15 protein-coding genes are annotated in these 13,884 nt (G+C 70.9%); 10 read left to right on the top strand and 5 right to left on the bottom strand.

Annotated features, from left to right (window positions below; genetic code table 11):
• The first annotated feature begins 60 nt into the window (after positions 1-60).
• Positions 61-951, top strand: a complete 891-nt coding sequence (locus tag IE168_RS06185) for a glycosyltransferase family 2 protein (protein ID WP_189496277.1) — start codon at positions 61-63, stop codon at positions 949-951.
• 11 nt (positions 952-962) lie between these two features.
• Here IE168_RS06185 and IE168_RS06180 read toward each other — a convergent pair whose 3' ends face one another.
• From IE168_RS06180 to IE168_RS06170, 3 genes are read right to left on the bottom strand one after another with little or no spacing between them, the layout of a single operon-like run.
• Positions 963-2,486, bottom strand: a complete 1,524-nt coding sequence (locus IE168_RS06180; RefSeq protein WP_386659160.1) for a PH domain-containing protein — start codon at positions 2,484-2,486, stop codon at positions 963-965.
• 13 nt (positions 2,487-2,499) lie between these two features.
• On the bottom strand, positions 2,500-2,937 hold the full coding sequence (locus IE168_RS06175; protein ID WP_229823173.1) for a PH domain-containing protein: 438 nt from the start codon (positions 2,935-2,937) through the stop codon (positions 2,500-2,502).
• Positions 2,938-2,987: 50 nt separating this feature from the next.
• Positions 2,988-3,911: a lauroyl acyltransferase gene (locus tag IE168_RS06170; RefSeq protein WP_189496271.1), complete on the bottom strand. Its 924-nt coding sequence runs from the start codon at positions 3,909-3,911 to the stop codon at positions 2,988-2,990.
• Positions 3,912-3,954: 43 nt separating this feature from the next.
• On the opposite strand from IE168_RS06170, the gene dtd reads away from it, so the two are divergent.
• From dtd to IE168_RS06125, 9 genes are all read left to right on the top strand, one after another.
• Positions 3,955-4,395 (top strand): D-aminoacyl-tRNA deacylase, encoded by a 441-nt coding sequence (gene dtd / locus IE168_RS06165; protein ID WP_189496269.1) that lies wholly within the window; start codon positions 3,955-3,957, stop codon positions 4,393-4,395.
• 55 nt (positions 4,396-4,450) lie between these two features.
• Positions 4,451-6,322 carry an RNA polymerase sigma factor RpoD gene (rpoD, locus tag IE168_RS06160; RefSeq protein ID WP_189496267.1) on the top strand — a complete coding sequence of 624 codons (1,872 nt, stop codon included), beginning with the start codon at positions 4,451-4,453 and terminating at the stop codon, positions 6,320-6,322.
• Positions 6,323-6,524: 202 nt separating this feature from the next.
• Positions 6,525-6,902, top strand: coding sequence for a hypothetical protein (locus IE168_RS06155; protein WP_189496265.1), 378 nt, complete (start codon positions 6,525-6,527; stop codon positions 6,900-6,902).
• Positions 6,903-7,457: 555 nt separating this feature from the next.
• Positions 7,458-8,303, top strand: coding sequence for an alpha/beta fold hydrolase (locus tag IE168_RS06150; RefSeq protein ID WP_189496263.1), 846 nt, complete (start codon positions 7,458-7,460; stop codon positions 8,301-8,303).
• 108 nt (positions 8,304-8,411) lie between these two features.
• Positions 8,412-8,771, top strand: coding sequence for a carboxymuconolactone decarboxylase family protein (locus IE168_RS06145; protein WP_189496261.1), 360 nt, complete (start codon positions 8,412-8,414; stop codon positions 8,769-8,771).
• Between the two features lie 70 nt (positions 8,772-8,841).
• Positions 8,842-9,024, top strand: coding sequence for a hypothetical protein (locus IE168_RS06140; protein WP_189496259.1), 183 nt, complete (start codon positions 8,842-8,844; stop codon positions 9,022-9,024).
• Between the two features lie 43 nt (positions 9,025-9,067).
• Positions 9,068-9,580, top strand: coding sequence for a 3-hydroxyacyl-[acyl-carrier-protein] dehydratase FabA (gene fabA, locus IE168_RS06135; RefSeq protein WP_189496257.1), 513 nt, complete (start codon positions 9,068-9,070; stop codon positions 9,578-9,580).
• Between the two features lie 2 nt (positions 9,581-9,582).
• On the top strand, positions 9,583-10,791 hold the full coding sequence (fabB, locus tag IE168_RS06130; RefSeq protein WP_189496255.1) for a beta-ketoacyl-ACP synthase I: 1,209 nt from the start codon (positions 9,583-9,585) through the stop codon (positions 10,789-10,791).
• A gap of 146 nt (positions 10,792-10,937) precedes the next feature.
• Positions 10,938-12,044 (top strand): alkene reductase, encoded by a 1,107-nt coding sequence (locus IE168_RS06125; RefSeq protein ID WP_189496253.1) that lies wholly within the window; start codon positions 10,938-10,940, stop codon positions 12,042-12,044.
• 52 nt (positions 12,045-12,096) lie between these two features.
• On the opposite strand, the gene IE168_RS06120 is transcribed toward IE168_RS06125, so the two are convergent.
• On the bottom strand, positions 12,097-13,419 hold the full coding sequence (locus IE168_RS06120; RefSeq protein WP_189496251.1) for an XVIPCD domain-containing protein: 1,323 nt from the start codon (positions 13,417-13,419) through the stop codon (positions 12,097-12,099).
• Positions 13,420-13,444: 25 nt separating this feature from the next.
• The gene (locus tag IE168_RS06115) at positions 13,445-13,846 is read right to left on the bottom strand and encodes a hypothetical protein (RefSeq protein WP_189496249.1); all 402 of its coding nucleotides are present in this window, start codon (positions 13,844-13,846) and stop codon (positions 13,445-13,447) included.
• Positions 13,847-13,884 lie beyond the last annotated feature (38 nt).

Here is a 13,884-nt window from a genome sequence, read left to right as displayed (position 1 = left end):
AAACCCCGGGTGCCCCGGGAAGGTCGCCGGAACGTCACTTTGTCCGGCGATAATCGGGTGATGGAACGTCGTCCCGTCGCCAGCGTCATCTTCACCACCTACAACCAGCCGGCCTGGATGGAGAAGGTGCTGCACGGCCTGGCCGCGCAGGACCGCGTGGACTTCGAAGTGCTGGTCGCCGACGACGGCAGCGACGCGCGTACGCGCGAAGCGCTGGACGCCCTGCGGCCGCGACTGCCGATGCCGGTGCGCCACCTGTGGCAGGCCGACGAGGGCTTCCGCAAGTGCGAGGCGCTGAACATGGCGATCGCCGCGGCGCGGGCGGACTACCTCGTGTTCATCGATGGCGACTGCATCCCGCGCGCGGACTTCCTGTCCACCCACCTGCGCGAGCGTGCGCCGGGCCGGTTCCTGTCCGGCGGCTACCACAAGCTGCCGATGGCCACGAGCCTGGCGATCACCGCAGGCGACATCCGCGACCAGCGCTGCTTCGACGCCGGCTGGCTGCGTGCCAACGGCATGCCGCGCTCCTCCCGCGACCGCAAGCTCACCGCAGGGCCGGGCATGGCGCGGCTGCTCGACCTGGTCAGCCCGGCGCGGGCGAGCTGGAACGGGCACAACGCGTCGGCCTGGACGCGCGACGTGCTGGCGGTCAACGGCTTCGACCAGCGCATGTGCTACGGCGGCGAGGACCGCGAGTTCGGCGAGCGGCTGGTGAACGCCGGGATCCGTGGAAAACGGATCCGGCATCGGGCGATCGTGGTCCATCTCGACCATGCGCGCGGCTACGTCACGGCCGAAGGCGTCGCCTTCAACCGCGCGCTGCGCGCCGAGACCCGCCGCAGCGGACGGACCTGGACCGAGCACGGCCTCCACGCCGGGCCACCGCGCGCCCAGGGTATTCCGGCCGCGCCGGGCCTGCCGGGCGTGGCGCAGCACGGCCGCGCCTGAGCCCTGCGGCGCTACCAGCGCAGCGGCATCCCGGCCAGCTCGGCCGCCAGCCGGCGGTGCAGGGCGCGCGCTTCGGCTGCCGCGATGAAGCGCAGTCGCAGCGGCGTGGGCGTGGGCTTCGCGCCCGCGGTATCCAGCCACAGCGTCGCCATGCCGAAGGCCCGGTCCAGCGGCCCCTGCTCCAGGCGCAGGGCCTGGATCTTGTCGATCTCGGCGAACCGCCAGTACCGCGACCACCAGCCGCCGCGCACCGCGAGCAGCCGCTCGTCGAGTGCGTAGCCGGCGTGCCCGGCGTGCCGGCGCGCGGCGAACATCGACCATGGCAGCCACGCGAGCGCCACCAGTCCGACCGGACCGAAGTGCCAGCAGGCTGCGGCGGCCACGATGGCCGCGAGCAGCACGCCAGGCAGGGCGAGGCGCTGCCAGGCGCGGGGATGCAGGCGGCGCCAGCCAACCGGCGGCCACGCCACCCCCGGCAGGACGTCGCGCACCAGAGCATCGCAGGCCGCAGGCGTTGCGATCGGGGCGAGTTCGCGCAGCGAGCGCTGCTCGAAGTCTTCCCCGCTGCCCCCGACCGTATCGACCTGCATCGAACGCCGGCCGAGCAGGCGGTGCACCAGGCCTTCATGCAGGGTCCAGGCCTGGATGCGTCGCCGCGACACACTGGTGCGCAGGCGGGTCAGCAGGCCGCGCTCGACGGTCACCCGTCGGCCCTCGAGCAGCAGCCGGAAGCCGTGGTACTGGGTCAGCGCCAGCAGCACTGACAGCAGCCGCAGCAGTGCCAGTGCGAGCACCACCAGCGCGGCCAGCGCCATCACCCGTGCGGCGGCGCCGTGGACCAGGTTTCCGGCATAGCCCACCGCCTGCCCGGCGTACTCGCGTACCAGGCCGGTCATGATGCGGTCGGGCAGTGCCTGCCATGCCAGGGCGAAGGCGCCGGCCACCACGACCATGCCGCGGTTGCTGGCCAGGCCGAGGCGCACGAGCTCGCCGAAGGGGAGCGTGAGCATGACCCGGCCTTCGCCGGCGTCGGCGATGTCGACGCCGTGCGCGCCGGTGTCGGTGCGGGGGGCCGCGGAGGGCGCGCCGCGGCTGCGGATGAGCCGCTCCAGCGCCATCGCCTCGGCCATCGGCAGCACCCGCATCTCGGCTTCGGGCTTCGTGCCCCCGGCGGATTCCAGCCGCACCTCGGCCACGCCGAAGGCGCGGTGCAGCAGGGTCTGGTGCAGGGCCACGTTGTGGATCCGGGCGAACGGCACCTGGCGGACGTTGCGCTCCAGCAGGCCGTCCCGCACCACCAGGCGGTCCTCGTCGACCCGGTAGCGATAGGTGAAGTACTGCCAGACCGCGGCCGCGACCAGGGCCGCGACGCCGACCAGCGACCAGAGCAGGTAGCCGTCCTCGGCGCGGCCGCCCACGAACACCAGCACCGCCAGCGGCACCAGGAACTGGCGCAGCTGCTGCAGCAGCACGAACAGCCACGACCAGGGGTGCAGGCGCCGTTCGTGTCCGCCGGGCGCGGGCGCCGCGTCCACGGAAGGCGTGGCGTCAGTCGGCTGCGTGTCCATCGTCGTCCTGGTCGATCTGGCGCGCGAGCAGGTCGCGCAGCCGCGTCGCCTCGTCCGCGTCCAGGCCCCTCACCGCGACCGCGCTGTCACGGGTGCCGGCCGTGTGCACCACCAGGGTGGCGAGGCGGAAGTGGCGCTCCAGCGGGCCATGCTTGAGGTCCACGTGCTGCACGCGGGTACGCGGCACGCGGGTCTCCACCTGCCACATGCGGCCGCGGCGGTAGCCGAAACCGGTGTCGTCGACCAGCCAGCGCGCGTAGCGATACCGGCGCAGCGCCACCCACACGCCAAGCGCGGGCAGGAGGACGAGCGCGGTGAGACCCGCGGGCATCGCCGGAACCGGTCGCGGAAGCAGCATCGCGGCCGCGATCATCGCCGGCACGGCCAGCAGCCCCCAGCCCAGACCGTCGCTGAGCATGAACAGGGTGCGTGCGCGGGGAGGCAGTGGCTGCCACCCATCATCCGGGATCATCGTCCCTCCAGGTCGGCGTAGGGATTGGGCTCGCCGCTTCCGGCCGGGCGGGCCTTGTAGCGCTTGTAGGTCCACTGGTACTGCGCCGGCGCGCGCCGTGCCATGCGCTCGACGCCGGCGTTGAGCGCGGCCACCGACGTGGCGGTCTCCGGATCGGCGATCCCGTCCGGCGCCGGGTCGATGCGCAGGGCATAGGCCAGATCCGGGCCGTCCAGCCGCTCGCAGCTGCAGAACAGCACCGTCGCCCCGCTGCGCTCGGCCAGCCGCGACAGCAGGGTCATGGTCAGCGCCTGGCGTCCGAAGAAGGGCGCGAACACGCCGTCGCCGGCCTTGGGCTGCTGGTCGGGCAGGATCCCGACCACGCCGCCGTCCTTCAGGGTCTTGAACAGCTGGCGGATGCCGGGGCCCTCGGCGCGCACCTGGGTGATGCGGTCGGCGTCGGCATCGGCGCGCACGCGGCGGAGGAAGGCCTCGCCGACCCTGGACTCCGGCGGCTTGTAGAGGATCGCCAGCGGCGTGCGCGCGGCCAGCCACTGGTTGAGCAGCTCCCAGTTGCCATGGTGCGGCGCGGCCACGATCAGCCCCTTGCCGGATGCCAGCGCGGCGTCGAACAGCGCTTCGCCGTGGCGCTCGCGGATCAGGGCCAGATTGTCCGCGTGCGGGCGGGTCCACAGGCGCAGGGTCTCGATCGCCTGGCGGCCGGTGGTGCGCATCACCTCGCGGTGCAGCGCGTCCCGCGCGGCGGGGTCCAGCTCCGGCAGCGCGAGCTCCAGGTTGCGCAGCGCGACCACGCTCTCGCGGCTGCCCAGGCGCCGCGCCAGGCCGCCGAGCGCGCTGCCCAGCCCGCGCTGGAGCGGCCACGGCAGCCGCCCGATCGCGGTCGCGAGGGCGTGCAGCAGGCTTGCGAGGAGGTCGGTCATTGGCGAGAGTCTAGCCGTCCGGCCGGACACCCAGAGGATCCCGATGCTCCTGTTGCTCCAGCGCGTGAGCCGTGCCAGCGTCGAAGTCGACGGCGACGTCGTGGGCGCCATCGGCCCCGGCCTGCTGGTGCTGGCGGGCATCGAGCCCGGCGACGGCGCCGCCGAAGTCGCGCGGATGGCCCGGCGACTGCTCGCCTACCGGGTCTTCGGCGACGACCAGGGCCGGATGAACCTTTCGCTCGCGGACACCGGCGGCGGCCTGCTCCTGGTGAGCCAGTTCACGCTGGCGGCCGATACCCGCTCCGGGCTCCGGCCGGGCTTCAGCACCGCCGCGGCCCCCGCCGAGGCTGAACGCACGTTCAGCGCCCTGGTGGAGGAATGCCGGACCCTGCACTCCCGGGGGGTGGAAACCGGGCGCTTCGGTGCCCATATGTCCGTGAGCCTGACCAACGACGGACCGGTCACCTTCCTGCTGCGCTCCTGAGCCCGCGCGCGGAATGGTATAATTACGGGTTCTCTTTTCCCACGGTGAGCGCCACATGGCGAACGAGCGTCCAGCCCCCCAGTCCGACATCAAGCTCCTGATTTCAAAGGGGCTGGAGCAGGGCTACCTCACCTATGCCGAGGTCAACGACCACCTGCCCGACGATCTCGTCGATCCGGAGCAGATCGAAGACATCATCGGCATGATCAACAGCATGGGCATCCAGGTGCATGAAACCACCCCGGATGCCGAGCAGCTGCTGCTGGCCGGCGAGTCCGACGGCGGTCGCGACGTCGACGACACCGCGGCCGAAGAGGCCGCGGCCACGCTGACCGCGCTCGACGGCGAAGGCGGCCGCACCACCGATCCGGTGCGCATGTACATGCGCGAGATGGGCACGGTGGAGCTGCTGACCCGCGAGGGCGAGATCGCGATTGCCAAGCGCATCGAGGAAGGCCTTAACCAGATGGGCGCCGCCCTGGCCAGCTTCCCCTGGTCGGTCGAGATGCTGCTGGAGGACTACGAGCTGCACAAGGCCGGCAAGAAGCGCCTGGCCGAGATCGTCGTCGGCTTCACCGATGGCCTGGACGAGCCCGAGCCGCCGGCCGCCCCCGAGGCACCGGAGGCCGCCAACGCGACCGCCGCCACCGACGACGACGCCGCCGAAGACGAGGACGAGGACGACAGCAGCACCGACGAGCCCGCGCCCACCGGCCCGGACCCGGCCGAGGTCGCGCGCCGCATGGAGGAGATGGCCGCCGCGTACGCGAAGTTCCAGAAGGCGGTGGCCAAGGGCGGCCCGGAGGCGAAGCCCGCGCTCAAGCTGCGCGAGGAGATGGCCGCCACCTTCACCAGCTTCAAGCTGCCGCTGCCGCTGACCGACGTGCTGGTCAAGAAGCTGCGCGACGTGGTCGGCGAGATCAAGGACCACGAGCGCCGAATCCTCGACCTGTCCACGCGCGTGGCGAAGATGCCCCGCAAGGACTTCATCCGCGCCTGGGACGGCAACCAGACCAACCTCGAGTGGGTCGACGAGCTGCTCAAGCGCAAGCAGAAGTGGGCCAGCGGCCTGCGCGAGGTCAAGGACCAGATCATCGCCGAGCAGGAAGCCACCCTCGCCATCGAGAAGGCGATGATGGTGACCCTGGCCGACCTGCGCGAGATCAACCGCGCCATGGCCTACGGCGAGGCCAAGGCCCGCAAGGCCAAGAAGGAGATGGTCGAGGCCAACCTGCGCCTGGTGATCTCGATCGCCAAGAAGTACACCAACCGCGGACTGCAGTTCCTGGACCTGATCCAGGAAGGCAACATCGGCCTGATGAAGGCGGTCGACAAGTTCGAGTACCGCCGCGGCTACAAGTTCTCGACCTACGCCACCTGGTGGATCCGCCAGGCGATCACCCGCTCGATCGCCGACCAGGCGCGCACCATCCGTATCCCGGTGCACATGATCGAGACGATCAACAAGCTCAACCGCATTTCCCGCCAGATGCTCCAGCAGTTCGGCCGCGAGGCCACGCCGGAGGAGCTGGCCAAGGAAATGGACATGCCCGAGGACAAGATCCGCAAGGTGATGAAGATCGCCAAGGAGCCGATCTCCATGGAGACCCCGATCGGCGACGACGAGGACTCGCACCTGGGCGACTTCATCGAGGACACCAACGTGGAGTCCCCGATCGAGGCCACCACCAACACCAACCTGCAGGAGACCGTGCACGAGGTGTTGGCCGGCCTGACCCCGAGGGAGGCGAAGGTGCTGCGCATGCGCTTCGGCATCGACATGAACACCGACCACACGCTGGAAGAGGTCGGCAAGCAGTTCGACGTCACTCGCGAGCGCATCCGCCAGATCGAAGCCAAGGCCCTGCGCAAGCTGCGCCATCCGAGCCGCTCGGAGCAGCTGCGGAGCTTCCTCGACATCGACTGAGCGGCGCCGGCAGGACGGCCGCAGGGCGAAGGAAAGGCGCACTCCGGTGCGCCTTTTTCTTTTTCCGGCATGCCGGGAGCGGCCGACTGATCCGATCCTGAATGGAGGGCGCGGACATGCCGCGGTCTTCGCATGGCGCCCACGCGGGCCCGTGCATTGTGCGTCCCACGGCCGCACCAAGGCGCCCGGAACAGGAGATCCAATGAATACCACCAAGACCCTCATCGCCCTCGGCTTCGCTGCCGCCCTCGCCGCCTGCAGCAACACCGACCAGGCCGCCAACTCCGCCCAGGAAGCCGCCGAGTCGGCCACCGAAGCCCACCAGGCGGCGGCCAACGCCTCCGCCACGGGCGACATGGCGGCGACCTCGTCGGCCCAGGCGGCCGCCGAAGCCGCCGACGCCGCTGCCGACGCGGCCTCGCAGATCGCGAGCCAGGTCGACACCGGTGACGAGCTGACCCGCCGCGAGGACCTCGCCGACGCCGCCGAGAAGGCCGCCGACGCCGCCGAGCAGGCGCAGGATGCCGCCGAGGAGGCCAATGCGGCCGCCGACGGCGAGAACAACACCGACGGCATGTAAGACGTCGTCATCGCGAGCCGTGCGGCGGATCCGTCCGCCGCACGATCGGATCGCGTGGTCGTGGCCAGTCACTCGTCGTCTGGTCGCGGCCGCGCGATTTTTTCTTCGGCACGCCTGCGCTCATTCCACATGGCGAATGGGTAAGATTCCCGCCACGGGCCTATAGCTCAACGGTCAGAGCAGGGGACTCATCGAAAGGTGCCGCCGCGCAGGAATGCGCGGACGGGAACGGGATGAATTCAGGGAAACCTCAGCGGCGCGCTTGGCGCGGACGGTGGCAACCCTGAGCCAAGCCGGCGGTACACCGCCGGAAGGTGCAGAGACTACCTGGGGGCTGCAGTGCCCTTGATCACAGGCTCGAGCGTCCCGCACCCCACCCGCGCGAGCGGAGGGTGAAGAGATAGTCCGCGCCGCGGGGAAACCCGTGGACCACGCGAATCCCTTGGTTCCAGGTTCGAATCCTGGTGGGCCCACCATCTGCTGATCCGGCTGCGTCCAGGCCGGTCCGCCGCGCCGGGGCGGCCTGGATGCTGCCGCGTGGCTTTCGCGCCTGGCATGGATAGGATCATTTCCACCCCCATCGACACCCGCGACGCCTGGATCCCGACCCCGCAGGGCCGGCTCCACGCCAGGCACTGGTCTGCTGGCGACGGCGACGGCGACGGCGACGGCCGCGCGCCGATCGTGCTGTTCCACGACTCCCTGGGCAGCGCGGCGCTGTGGCGGGATTTCCCCGAGCGGCTCGTGCGCGCCACAGGCCACAGCGTCATCGCCTACGACCGCCTGGGCTACGGACAGTCGGACCGGCATCCGGGCGCGCAGGGCCTCGGCTTCGTGCTGGAGGAGGCGCGGGTGGGCTTCCCGGCCGTGCGCGACGCGTTCGGCCTCGATGGGTTCATCCTGTTCGGCCACAGCATCGGCGGCGGCATGGCGATCGCCTGCGCGGCCGCTTTCCCTGACGCCTGTCGCGCGCTCGTCGTGGAATCCTCGCAGCTGTTCGTCGAACCGCACACGCTCGCCGGCATCCGTGACGCGGAAGCCTTCTTCGCCCGCCCCGGCCAGCTCGATCGCCTGGCGAAGTACCACGGCGACAAGGCCGCCTGGGCGCTGCAGGCGTGGATCGGCACCTGGTTCGATCCCGGCTTCGCCGACTGGAACCTCGACGCGCAGCTGGCGCAGCTGCGTTGCCCGGTGCTGGCCATCTACGGCGACCAGGACGAATACGGCACGCTGGCGCATCCGGCGCGCATCGAGCGCGGGCTGAAGACGCAGATGACGCTGCGGGTGATGGAAGGCTGCGGCCACTTCCCGCACCGGGAGCAGGGCGACATCGTGGCCGATGCGACCGCGCGCTGGCTCGAGCGGGAATGCCTGCGCCGCAACCCCGCATCGCCGGGGTAGGCGGCGGACATGCGCGCCGATCCCACCGGTGTCCCGCCGGTGTCCCGCGCGGGCGTACGCTGCGGACGCCAGGCCGCACGGCTGCGGCGCGCGCACGGAGACACCGCCATGATCGACTGGAACACGTACCGGGACGAACTCAAGGGCCGGATCCGGGAGATCGGCAAGCTCTCGCCCGACACCGTGCGCGGCTACGCGACGCTCAGCGTCGCGGGTGCGAAAACGCAGCATCTCGACGCCAAAACCCGTGAGCTGATCGGGCTGGCCGTGGCGGTCACCACGCGCTGCGACGGCTGCATCACCGTCCACGTCGACGCCGCGCTCAAGCATGGCGCCAGCCGCGAGGAGATCGCCGAGGCGCTCGGCGTTGCGGTCGCCCTGAATGCCGGTGCGGCGCTGGTGTATTCGGCCCGGGTGATGGATGCCGTGGCCGCGCATCCGGCCGGACAGGTCGACGCCGGCGACTGACGGGCTCGCCGCCACTTCGGGGCGGTACGCACGCCGGCGACCGTGGCGTTGCGGCGCGCAGCAGCAGTCCGTGCTTGAAGACGTTCGCGTCGGCGAAGTCACGGCGATGACGGACGAGCTGGCGGCCAAGGGTGTCCTGGCCGACATCGCGAATCGCGTCGACCATACGCTGGCGCACTGGTTTTCAGCGCCTTCCGGCGCTGCGCACGTGACTTCGATCAGCCGCGCCTGCGCCCCCCGTGGTGCACAATGACGGTCTATTCCGGCGCTCCGCGCCGCACTGATCCGGGAGTCCCATGACGCGTCCTTCTTCCCTCGACCGTGAGCAGCTGCTGGCCTGTGGCCGCGGCGAGATGTTCGGCGAAGGCAATGCCCGCCTGCCGGCGCCGCCGATGCTGATGATGGACCGCATCACCCACATCGCCAGCGAGGGCGGCGCCTACGGCAAGGGCGTGATCAAGGCCGAGCTCGATATCGATCCGGGCCTGTGGTTCTTCGACTGCCACTTCCTCAGCGACCCGGTGATGCCGGGCTGCCTGGGTCTGGACGCGATGTTCCAGCTCGCCGGCTTCTACCTGCCCTGGCTGGGCGAGCCCGGCCGCGGCCGCGCGCTGGGCTGTGGCGAGCTGAAGTTCTCCGGCCAGGTGCTGCCGACTGCGAAGAAGGTCGGCTACGAGATCGACATCAAGCGCGTGATGCGCGGCAAGGTGCCGCTGGTGATCGCCGATGGCCGCACCTTCGTCGACGGCAACGAGATCTACCAGGTGAGCAGCATGCGGGTCGGCCTGTTCAAGAACCTCGAGGACTGAAGATGCGCCGCGTAGTCGTGACCGGCATGGGCATTGTCTCGTGCCTGGGCAACAAGCTCGATGACGTCTCGCGCGCGCTGCGCGAGGGTCGCAGCGGGATCACTGCGAAGCCGGAGTACGCGGAGCTGGGCCTGCGCAGCCAGGTGGCCGGCGTTCCGGTGATCGACCTGGAATCCGAGATCGATCGCAAGAAGAAGCGCTTCATGGGCGACGCTGCGGCCTACGCCTGGGTCGCCATGCGCGACGCGATCGCGCAGGCCGGCCTGAGCGCGGAGCAGGTCAGCCACCCGCGGGTCGGCGTGATCGCCGGCTCCGGCGGCGGCTCGGCCGAATGGCAGGTGGCCACCGCCGACCTGCTGCGCGAGAAGGGCGTGCGCAAGGTCGGTCCGTACATGGTGCCGCGCACGATGTGCTCGACGGTTTCGGCCACCCTGGCCACGGCCTTCGGCATCCTCGGCCTGAGCTATTCGATCTCCGCTGCCTGTGCCACGTCCGCGCATTGCATCGGCGCCGGCGCGGACCTGATCCGCCACGGTGCGCAGGACATCGTGTTCGCCGGCGGCGGCGAGGAAGAGCACTGGACCATGAGCGTGATGTTCGACGCCATGGGCGCGCTGTCCTCCGGCTTCAACGGCACCCCGGCCGTGGCCTCGCGCCCCTACGATGCCGGCCGCGACGGCTTCGTCATCGCCGGCGGCGGCGGCATGCTGGTGCTGGAGGAGTACGAGCACGCGAAGGCCCGTGGTGCGACCATCCACGCCGAGCTGGTGGGCTACGGCGTGACCTCCGACGGCGCCGACATGGTCGCGCCGAGCGGCGAGGGCGCGGTGCGCTGCATGCGGAACGCGATGGCCACGGTGAAGGCGCCGATCGACTACCTCAACACCCACGGCACCTCGACGCCGCTGGGCGACATCGTCGAACTGGAAGCGGTGCGCGCGGCGTTCGGCGACGCGATCCCGCCGCTGTCGTCGACCAAGGCGCTGACCGGGCATTCGCTCGGCGCGGCCAGCGTGCACGAGGCGATCTACAGCCTGCTGATGATGCGCGACGGCTTCATCGCCGGCTCCGCGCACATCGACGAGCTGGACCCGCGCGCCGAGGGCTTCCCGATCGTGCGCGCAAGCCGCGAGGCGAAGCTGGACACGGTGATGTCGAACAGCTTCGGCTTCGGCGGCACCAACGCCAGCCTGGTGTTCACGCGCGCCTGACGCGCGCTGGAGCGTGCCCGGCGCTCCGGCGCCGCAGCACCGCGGCACAGGCCGTCCGGGACCCAACGTTCCATGGCCGCGCACCCGCGGCCGCGGGCGGCGACGTAGATTGGATGCCCATCTTGCTGGAGCATCGGATCCTCGCCATGAGCACCCTGTTCGACCGCCATGACCTTGCTGGTCTGACGCTGCGCAACCGCATCGTGATGGCCCCCATGACCCGTTCCCGCGCGGTGACCACCGTGCCGGACGCGCACACCGCGACCTACTATGCGCAGCGCGCCGGGGCCGGGCTGATCGTCACCGAGGGCGCGCAGGTCTCGGAGCAGGCGCGCGGCTACCTGTTCACGCCGGGACTGCATACGCGCGCCCAGGTCACGGGCTGGAAGCAGGTCACCACGGCGGTGCATGCGGCGGGCGGCGCGGTGTTCGCGCAGCTCTGGCACGTGGGTCGCCTGTCGCACGTATCGCTGCAGCCCTGCGAGCGCGCGCCGGTGGCGCCGGTGGCGAAGGCCGCCGCCGGCGTGCAGGCCTTCGGCTACCGCGAGGACGGCACGCCCGGGCAGATGCCGGTGAGCACGCCGCGTGCGCTCGCCACGGGGGAGATCCCGGGCATCACCGCCGATTTCGTCGCCGCCGCCCGCAATGCGGTCGAGGCCGGCTTCGACGGCGTCGAGATCCACGGCGCCAACGGCTATCTGTTCGAGCAGTTCATCAACGGCGGCCTCAACACGCGCATTGACGCCTACGGCGGCTCGATCGCCAACCGCCTGCGCTTCGTGCTCGAGACCGTCGATGCCGTCGTGGCCGCGATCGGCCGCCATCGCGTCGGCATCCGCCTGTCGCCGTTCAACCGCGTCTTCGACATGCCGGCCTTCGAGGGCGAGGCGGAGACGTGGATGGCGCTCGCGCACGAGCTTTCGACCCGAGGGCTGGCCTATGTCCATCTCGGCAACCGCGAGGCGATCCTGGCCGGTGGCGGCGAAGATTTCCTGCGCGCATTCCGCCAGACCTGTGGCGGCACGCTGATCCTCGCCGGCAACTACACCCGCGACAGCGCCGAGGCCGACCTGGACGCCGGCCTTGCCGACCTGGTCGCCTTCGGCCGGCCCTTCATCGCCAATCCCGACCTGGTCGAGCGCCTGCGCAACGGCTGGCCGCTGGCGCATGCCGACGGCGCCACCTTCTACGGCGGCAGCACCGCCGGATACACCGACTATCCCGCCTACCGCGAAGAGGCGCAGCCCGCCTGAAGGCGGGTAGCCGCCGGCGCAGCGCACCGCGCCGGCAGACCGGGACCCGCGATCAGATGACGGCCCGCGGCATCGCGACCGCGTGCACCTGTGCGACGGCATCGCGGTGCAGGTCCACGCCGGACCCGTCGGGCATCCTGGCGCGGGCCAGCGACTCGGCGGCAGGCGTGCCGAGCGCATCCGCCATCGGCATCCATGCGCGGCGCTGCGCGGGATCGTCCAGCCGGCCCTGCACCAGGAACAGGCGCGCGTCGGCTTCGCCCGGGCGCGCGTTGCCGACCAGCACGTGGTCCACGCTGCCCAGGCGATGCTCGATCGCCAGCCGCAGCAGCGAGCAGGCGGCCCGCTCGCGCTCGCATTCCGGCAAGCCGGCCCCGGCCGCCGGCTCCAGGCGGCCCAGGTGGTCGCGGATCCGGTCCAGCAGTCGTTGGTGGGCGGGCTGCAGGTGCAAGGAGGGGGCGTCGACGACCGGTGGCGGCATCACGCGCCGGCCGAAGGCGAGGTCGAGCGCCGTCCGCCAGGTGGCCGCGTCGATGTCGCCGGACGCAGCGAGGCCGTGGTCCTGCTGGAACTGCAGCACCGCGCCCTGCATCGACATCCGGTAGACGCCGTCCACCGCGATCGGGATGCCGCCAGCACCGTGATAGCCGCCGGCGACCAGCGCGCGTTGCACGGCCTCCACCCGCTGCCCGGCCTCGCCGACGCGCTGCACGCCGTCGTCCACGACCGTGCGCGGCTCAACGCCGGCGCGATGGGCGGCCTGCACCGGCAGGCGGCCTTCGACGAGGTCGAGCATGTAGTGTCCGAAGCGCTGGTAGTGGCGCGTGTCCATTTCGATGTGCACGTGCTTCCCGGCCGAGGGCTGCAGGCCGACGTTGTTCTGCGTGCCGAGCGATTGCCCGTACGCCACGGCGTCACCCGGCTTCACCGCGATCGGGCCGAGATGGCGGATCCGCGCCACCAGCGGGCCATCGGCGGTCTCGTGGACGTCGACCACGCCGTTCCGCGCATCCACGCGACCGATGACGCCGGCCAGGGGCGAAGGCACGTCCACCCGCCGCGTGTCCCGGGCCGACATGTCGTCGAGGATGAAGTCCTTGACCAGCAGGACCTGGTCGGGCTCGAGGCTGCGGTACTTGTCCACGCGCCGGTCCAGCACTTCCTGGAACTCGCCGCCCACGACGGCATAGGAGCGGGTCGCGGTGTTTTCGGCGCTTCTTGGTAATCCGTCCACCAGCGTGGCGCTGAAGTTCCGCTTTGGATGATGCGTGTAGAGGCTGTCCAGATCCGACACCGGGCCGTTCGCGACGAACGTGCCGGGAGGCGCACGGCCGGACTGGGTGACACGATAGGGTCTCGAGTGTTCTTCAGGCATTGGACATTCCTTGTCGTGCCGGCGCTTACCTGCAGCGGATATACGTGTACGCACGCTCTCCGTTGGTGATCGTCAGGGTGTCCCCGCGGAGGACGTAGATGTCGGCTTCGCCCTGGATCTCCTCGGGGGCGATGTCGGAGATCGTCACCACGCGCCATGCCATGGGCGACTCGGCGACCCGTTCGATCGACCTGACCGTATCGTTGTTCTCGTACCCGTGCAGCATGTTCCCCGCGATCCGGATCCGCATGTCGCTGTCCGACGGGCCGTCGACGACGCAGGGCAGCGGATAGGCGTCCCAGACACCGACGATTTCCGTGGGGAAGTGCAGCCCTTGCGGAGTGCCTGGCCCGGCCGTTGCGATCAACGGCGAGAGCAGGAGCAGGCTGGTTGCAATCCGTGTGCATGCTCGCATGACGTCCTCCATGACATTCAACCGCCCTCGAGCCTAGCACCGCCCGCGCG

It is taken from the genome of Luteimonas padinae, assembly GCF_014652935.1.
GTDB classification, from domain to species: domain Bacteria; phylum Pseudomonadota; class Gammaproteobacteria; order Xanthomonadales; family Xanthomonadaceae; genus Luteimonas; species Luteimonas padinae.
Note: the sequence above shows the minus strand (reverse complement) of the source record. Positions and strands in the feature narration are given on the sequence as shown.

Coding starts and splice junctions, on each gene's coding strand:
- IE168_RS06185 (WP_189496277.1), top strand. CDS start 61: ATGGAACGTCGTCCCGTCGCCAGCGTCATCTTCACCACCTACAACCAG.
- IE168_RS06175 (WP_229823173.1), bottom strand. CDS start 2,937: ATGCTCAGCGACGGTCTGGGCTGGGGGCTGCTGGCCGTGCCGGCGATG.
- IE168_RS06170 (WP_189496271.1), bottom strand. CDS start 3,911: ATGACCGACCTCCTCGCAAGCCTGCTGCACGCCCTCGCGACCGCGATC.
- dtd (WP_189496269.1), top strand. CDS start 3,955: ATGCTCCTGTTGCTCCAGCGCGTGAGCCGTGCCAGCGTCGAAGTCGAC.
- rpoD (WP_189496267.1), top strand. CDS start 4,451: ATGGCGAACGAGCGTCCAGCCCCCCAGTCCGACATCAAGCTCCTGATT.
- IE168_RS06155 (WP_189496265.1), top strand. CDS start 6,525: ATGAATACCACCAAGACCCTCATCGCCCTCGGCTTCGCTGCCGCCCTC.
- IE168_RS06150 (WP_189496263.1), top strand. CDS start 7,458: ATGGATAGGATCATTTCCACCCCCATCGACACCCGCGACGCCTGGATC.
- IE168_RS06145 (WP_189496261.1), top strand. CDS start 8,412: ATGATCGACTGGAACACGTACCGGGACGAACTCAAGGGCCGGATCCGG.
- fabA (WP_189496257.1), top strand. CDS start 9,068: ATGACGCGTCCTTCTTCCCTCGACCGTGAGCAGCTGCTGGCCTGTGGC.
- fabB (WP_189496255.1), top strand. CDS start 9,583: ATGCGCCGCGTAGTCGTGACCGGCATGGGCATTGTCTCGTGCCTGGGC.
- IE168_RS06125 (WP_189496253.1), top strand. CDS start 10,938: ATGAGCACCCTGTTCGACCGCCATGACCTTGCTGGTCTGACGCTGCGC.
- IE168_RS06120 (WP_189496251.1), bottom strand. CDS start 13,419: ATGCCTGAAGAACACTCGAGACCCTATCGTGTCACCCAGTCCGGCCGT.
- IE168_RS06115 (WP_189496249.1), bottom strand. CDS start 13,846: ATGGAGGACGTCATGCGAGCATGCACACGGATTGCAACCAGCCTGCTC.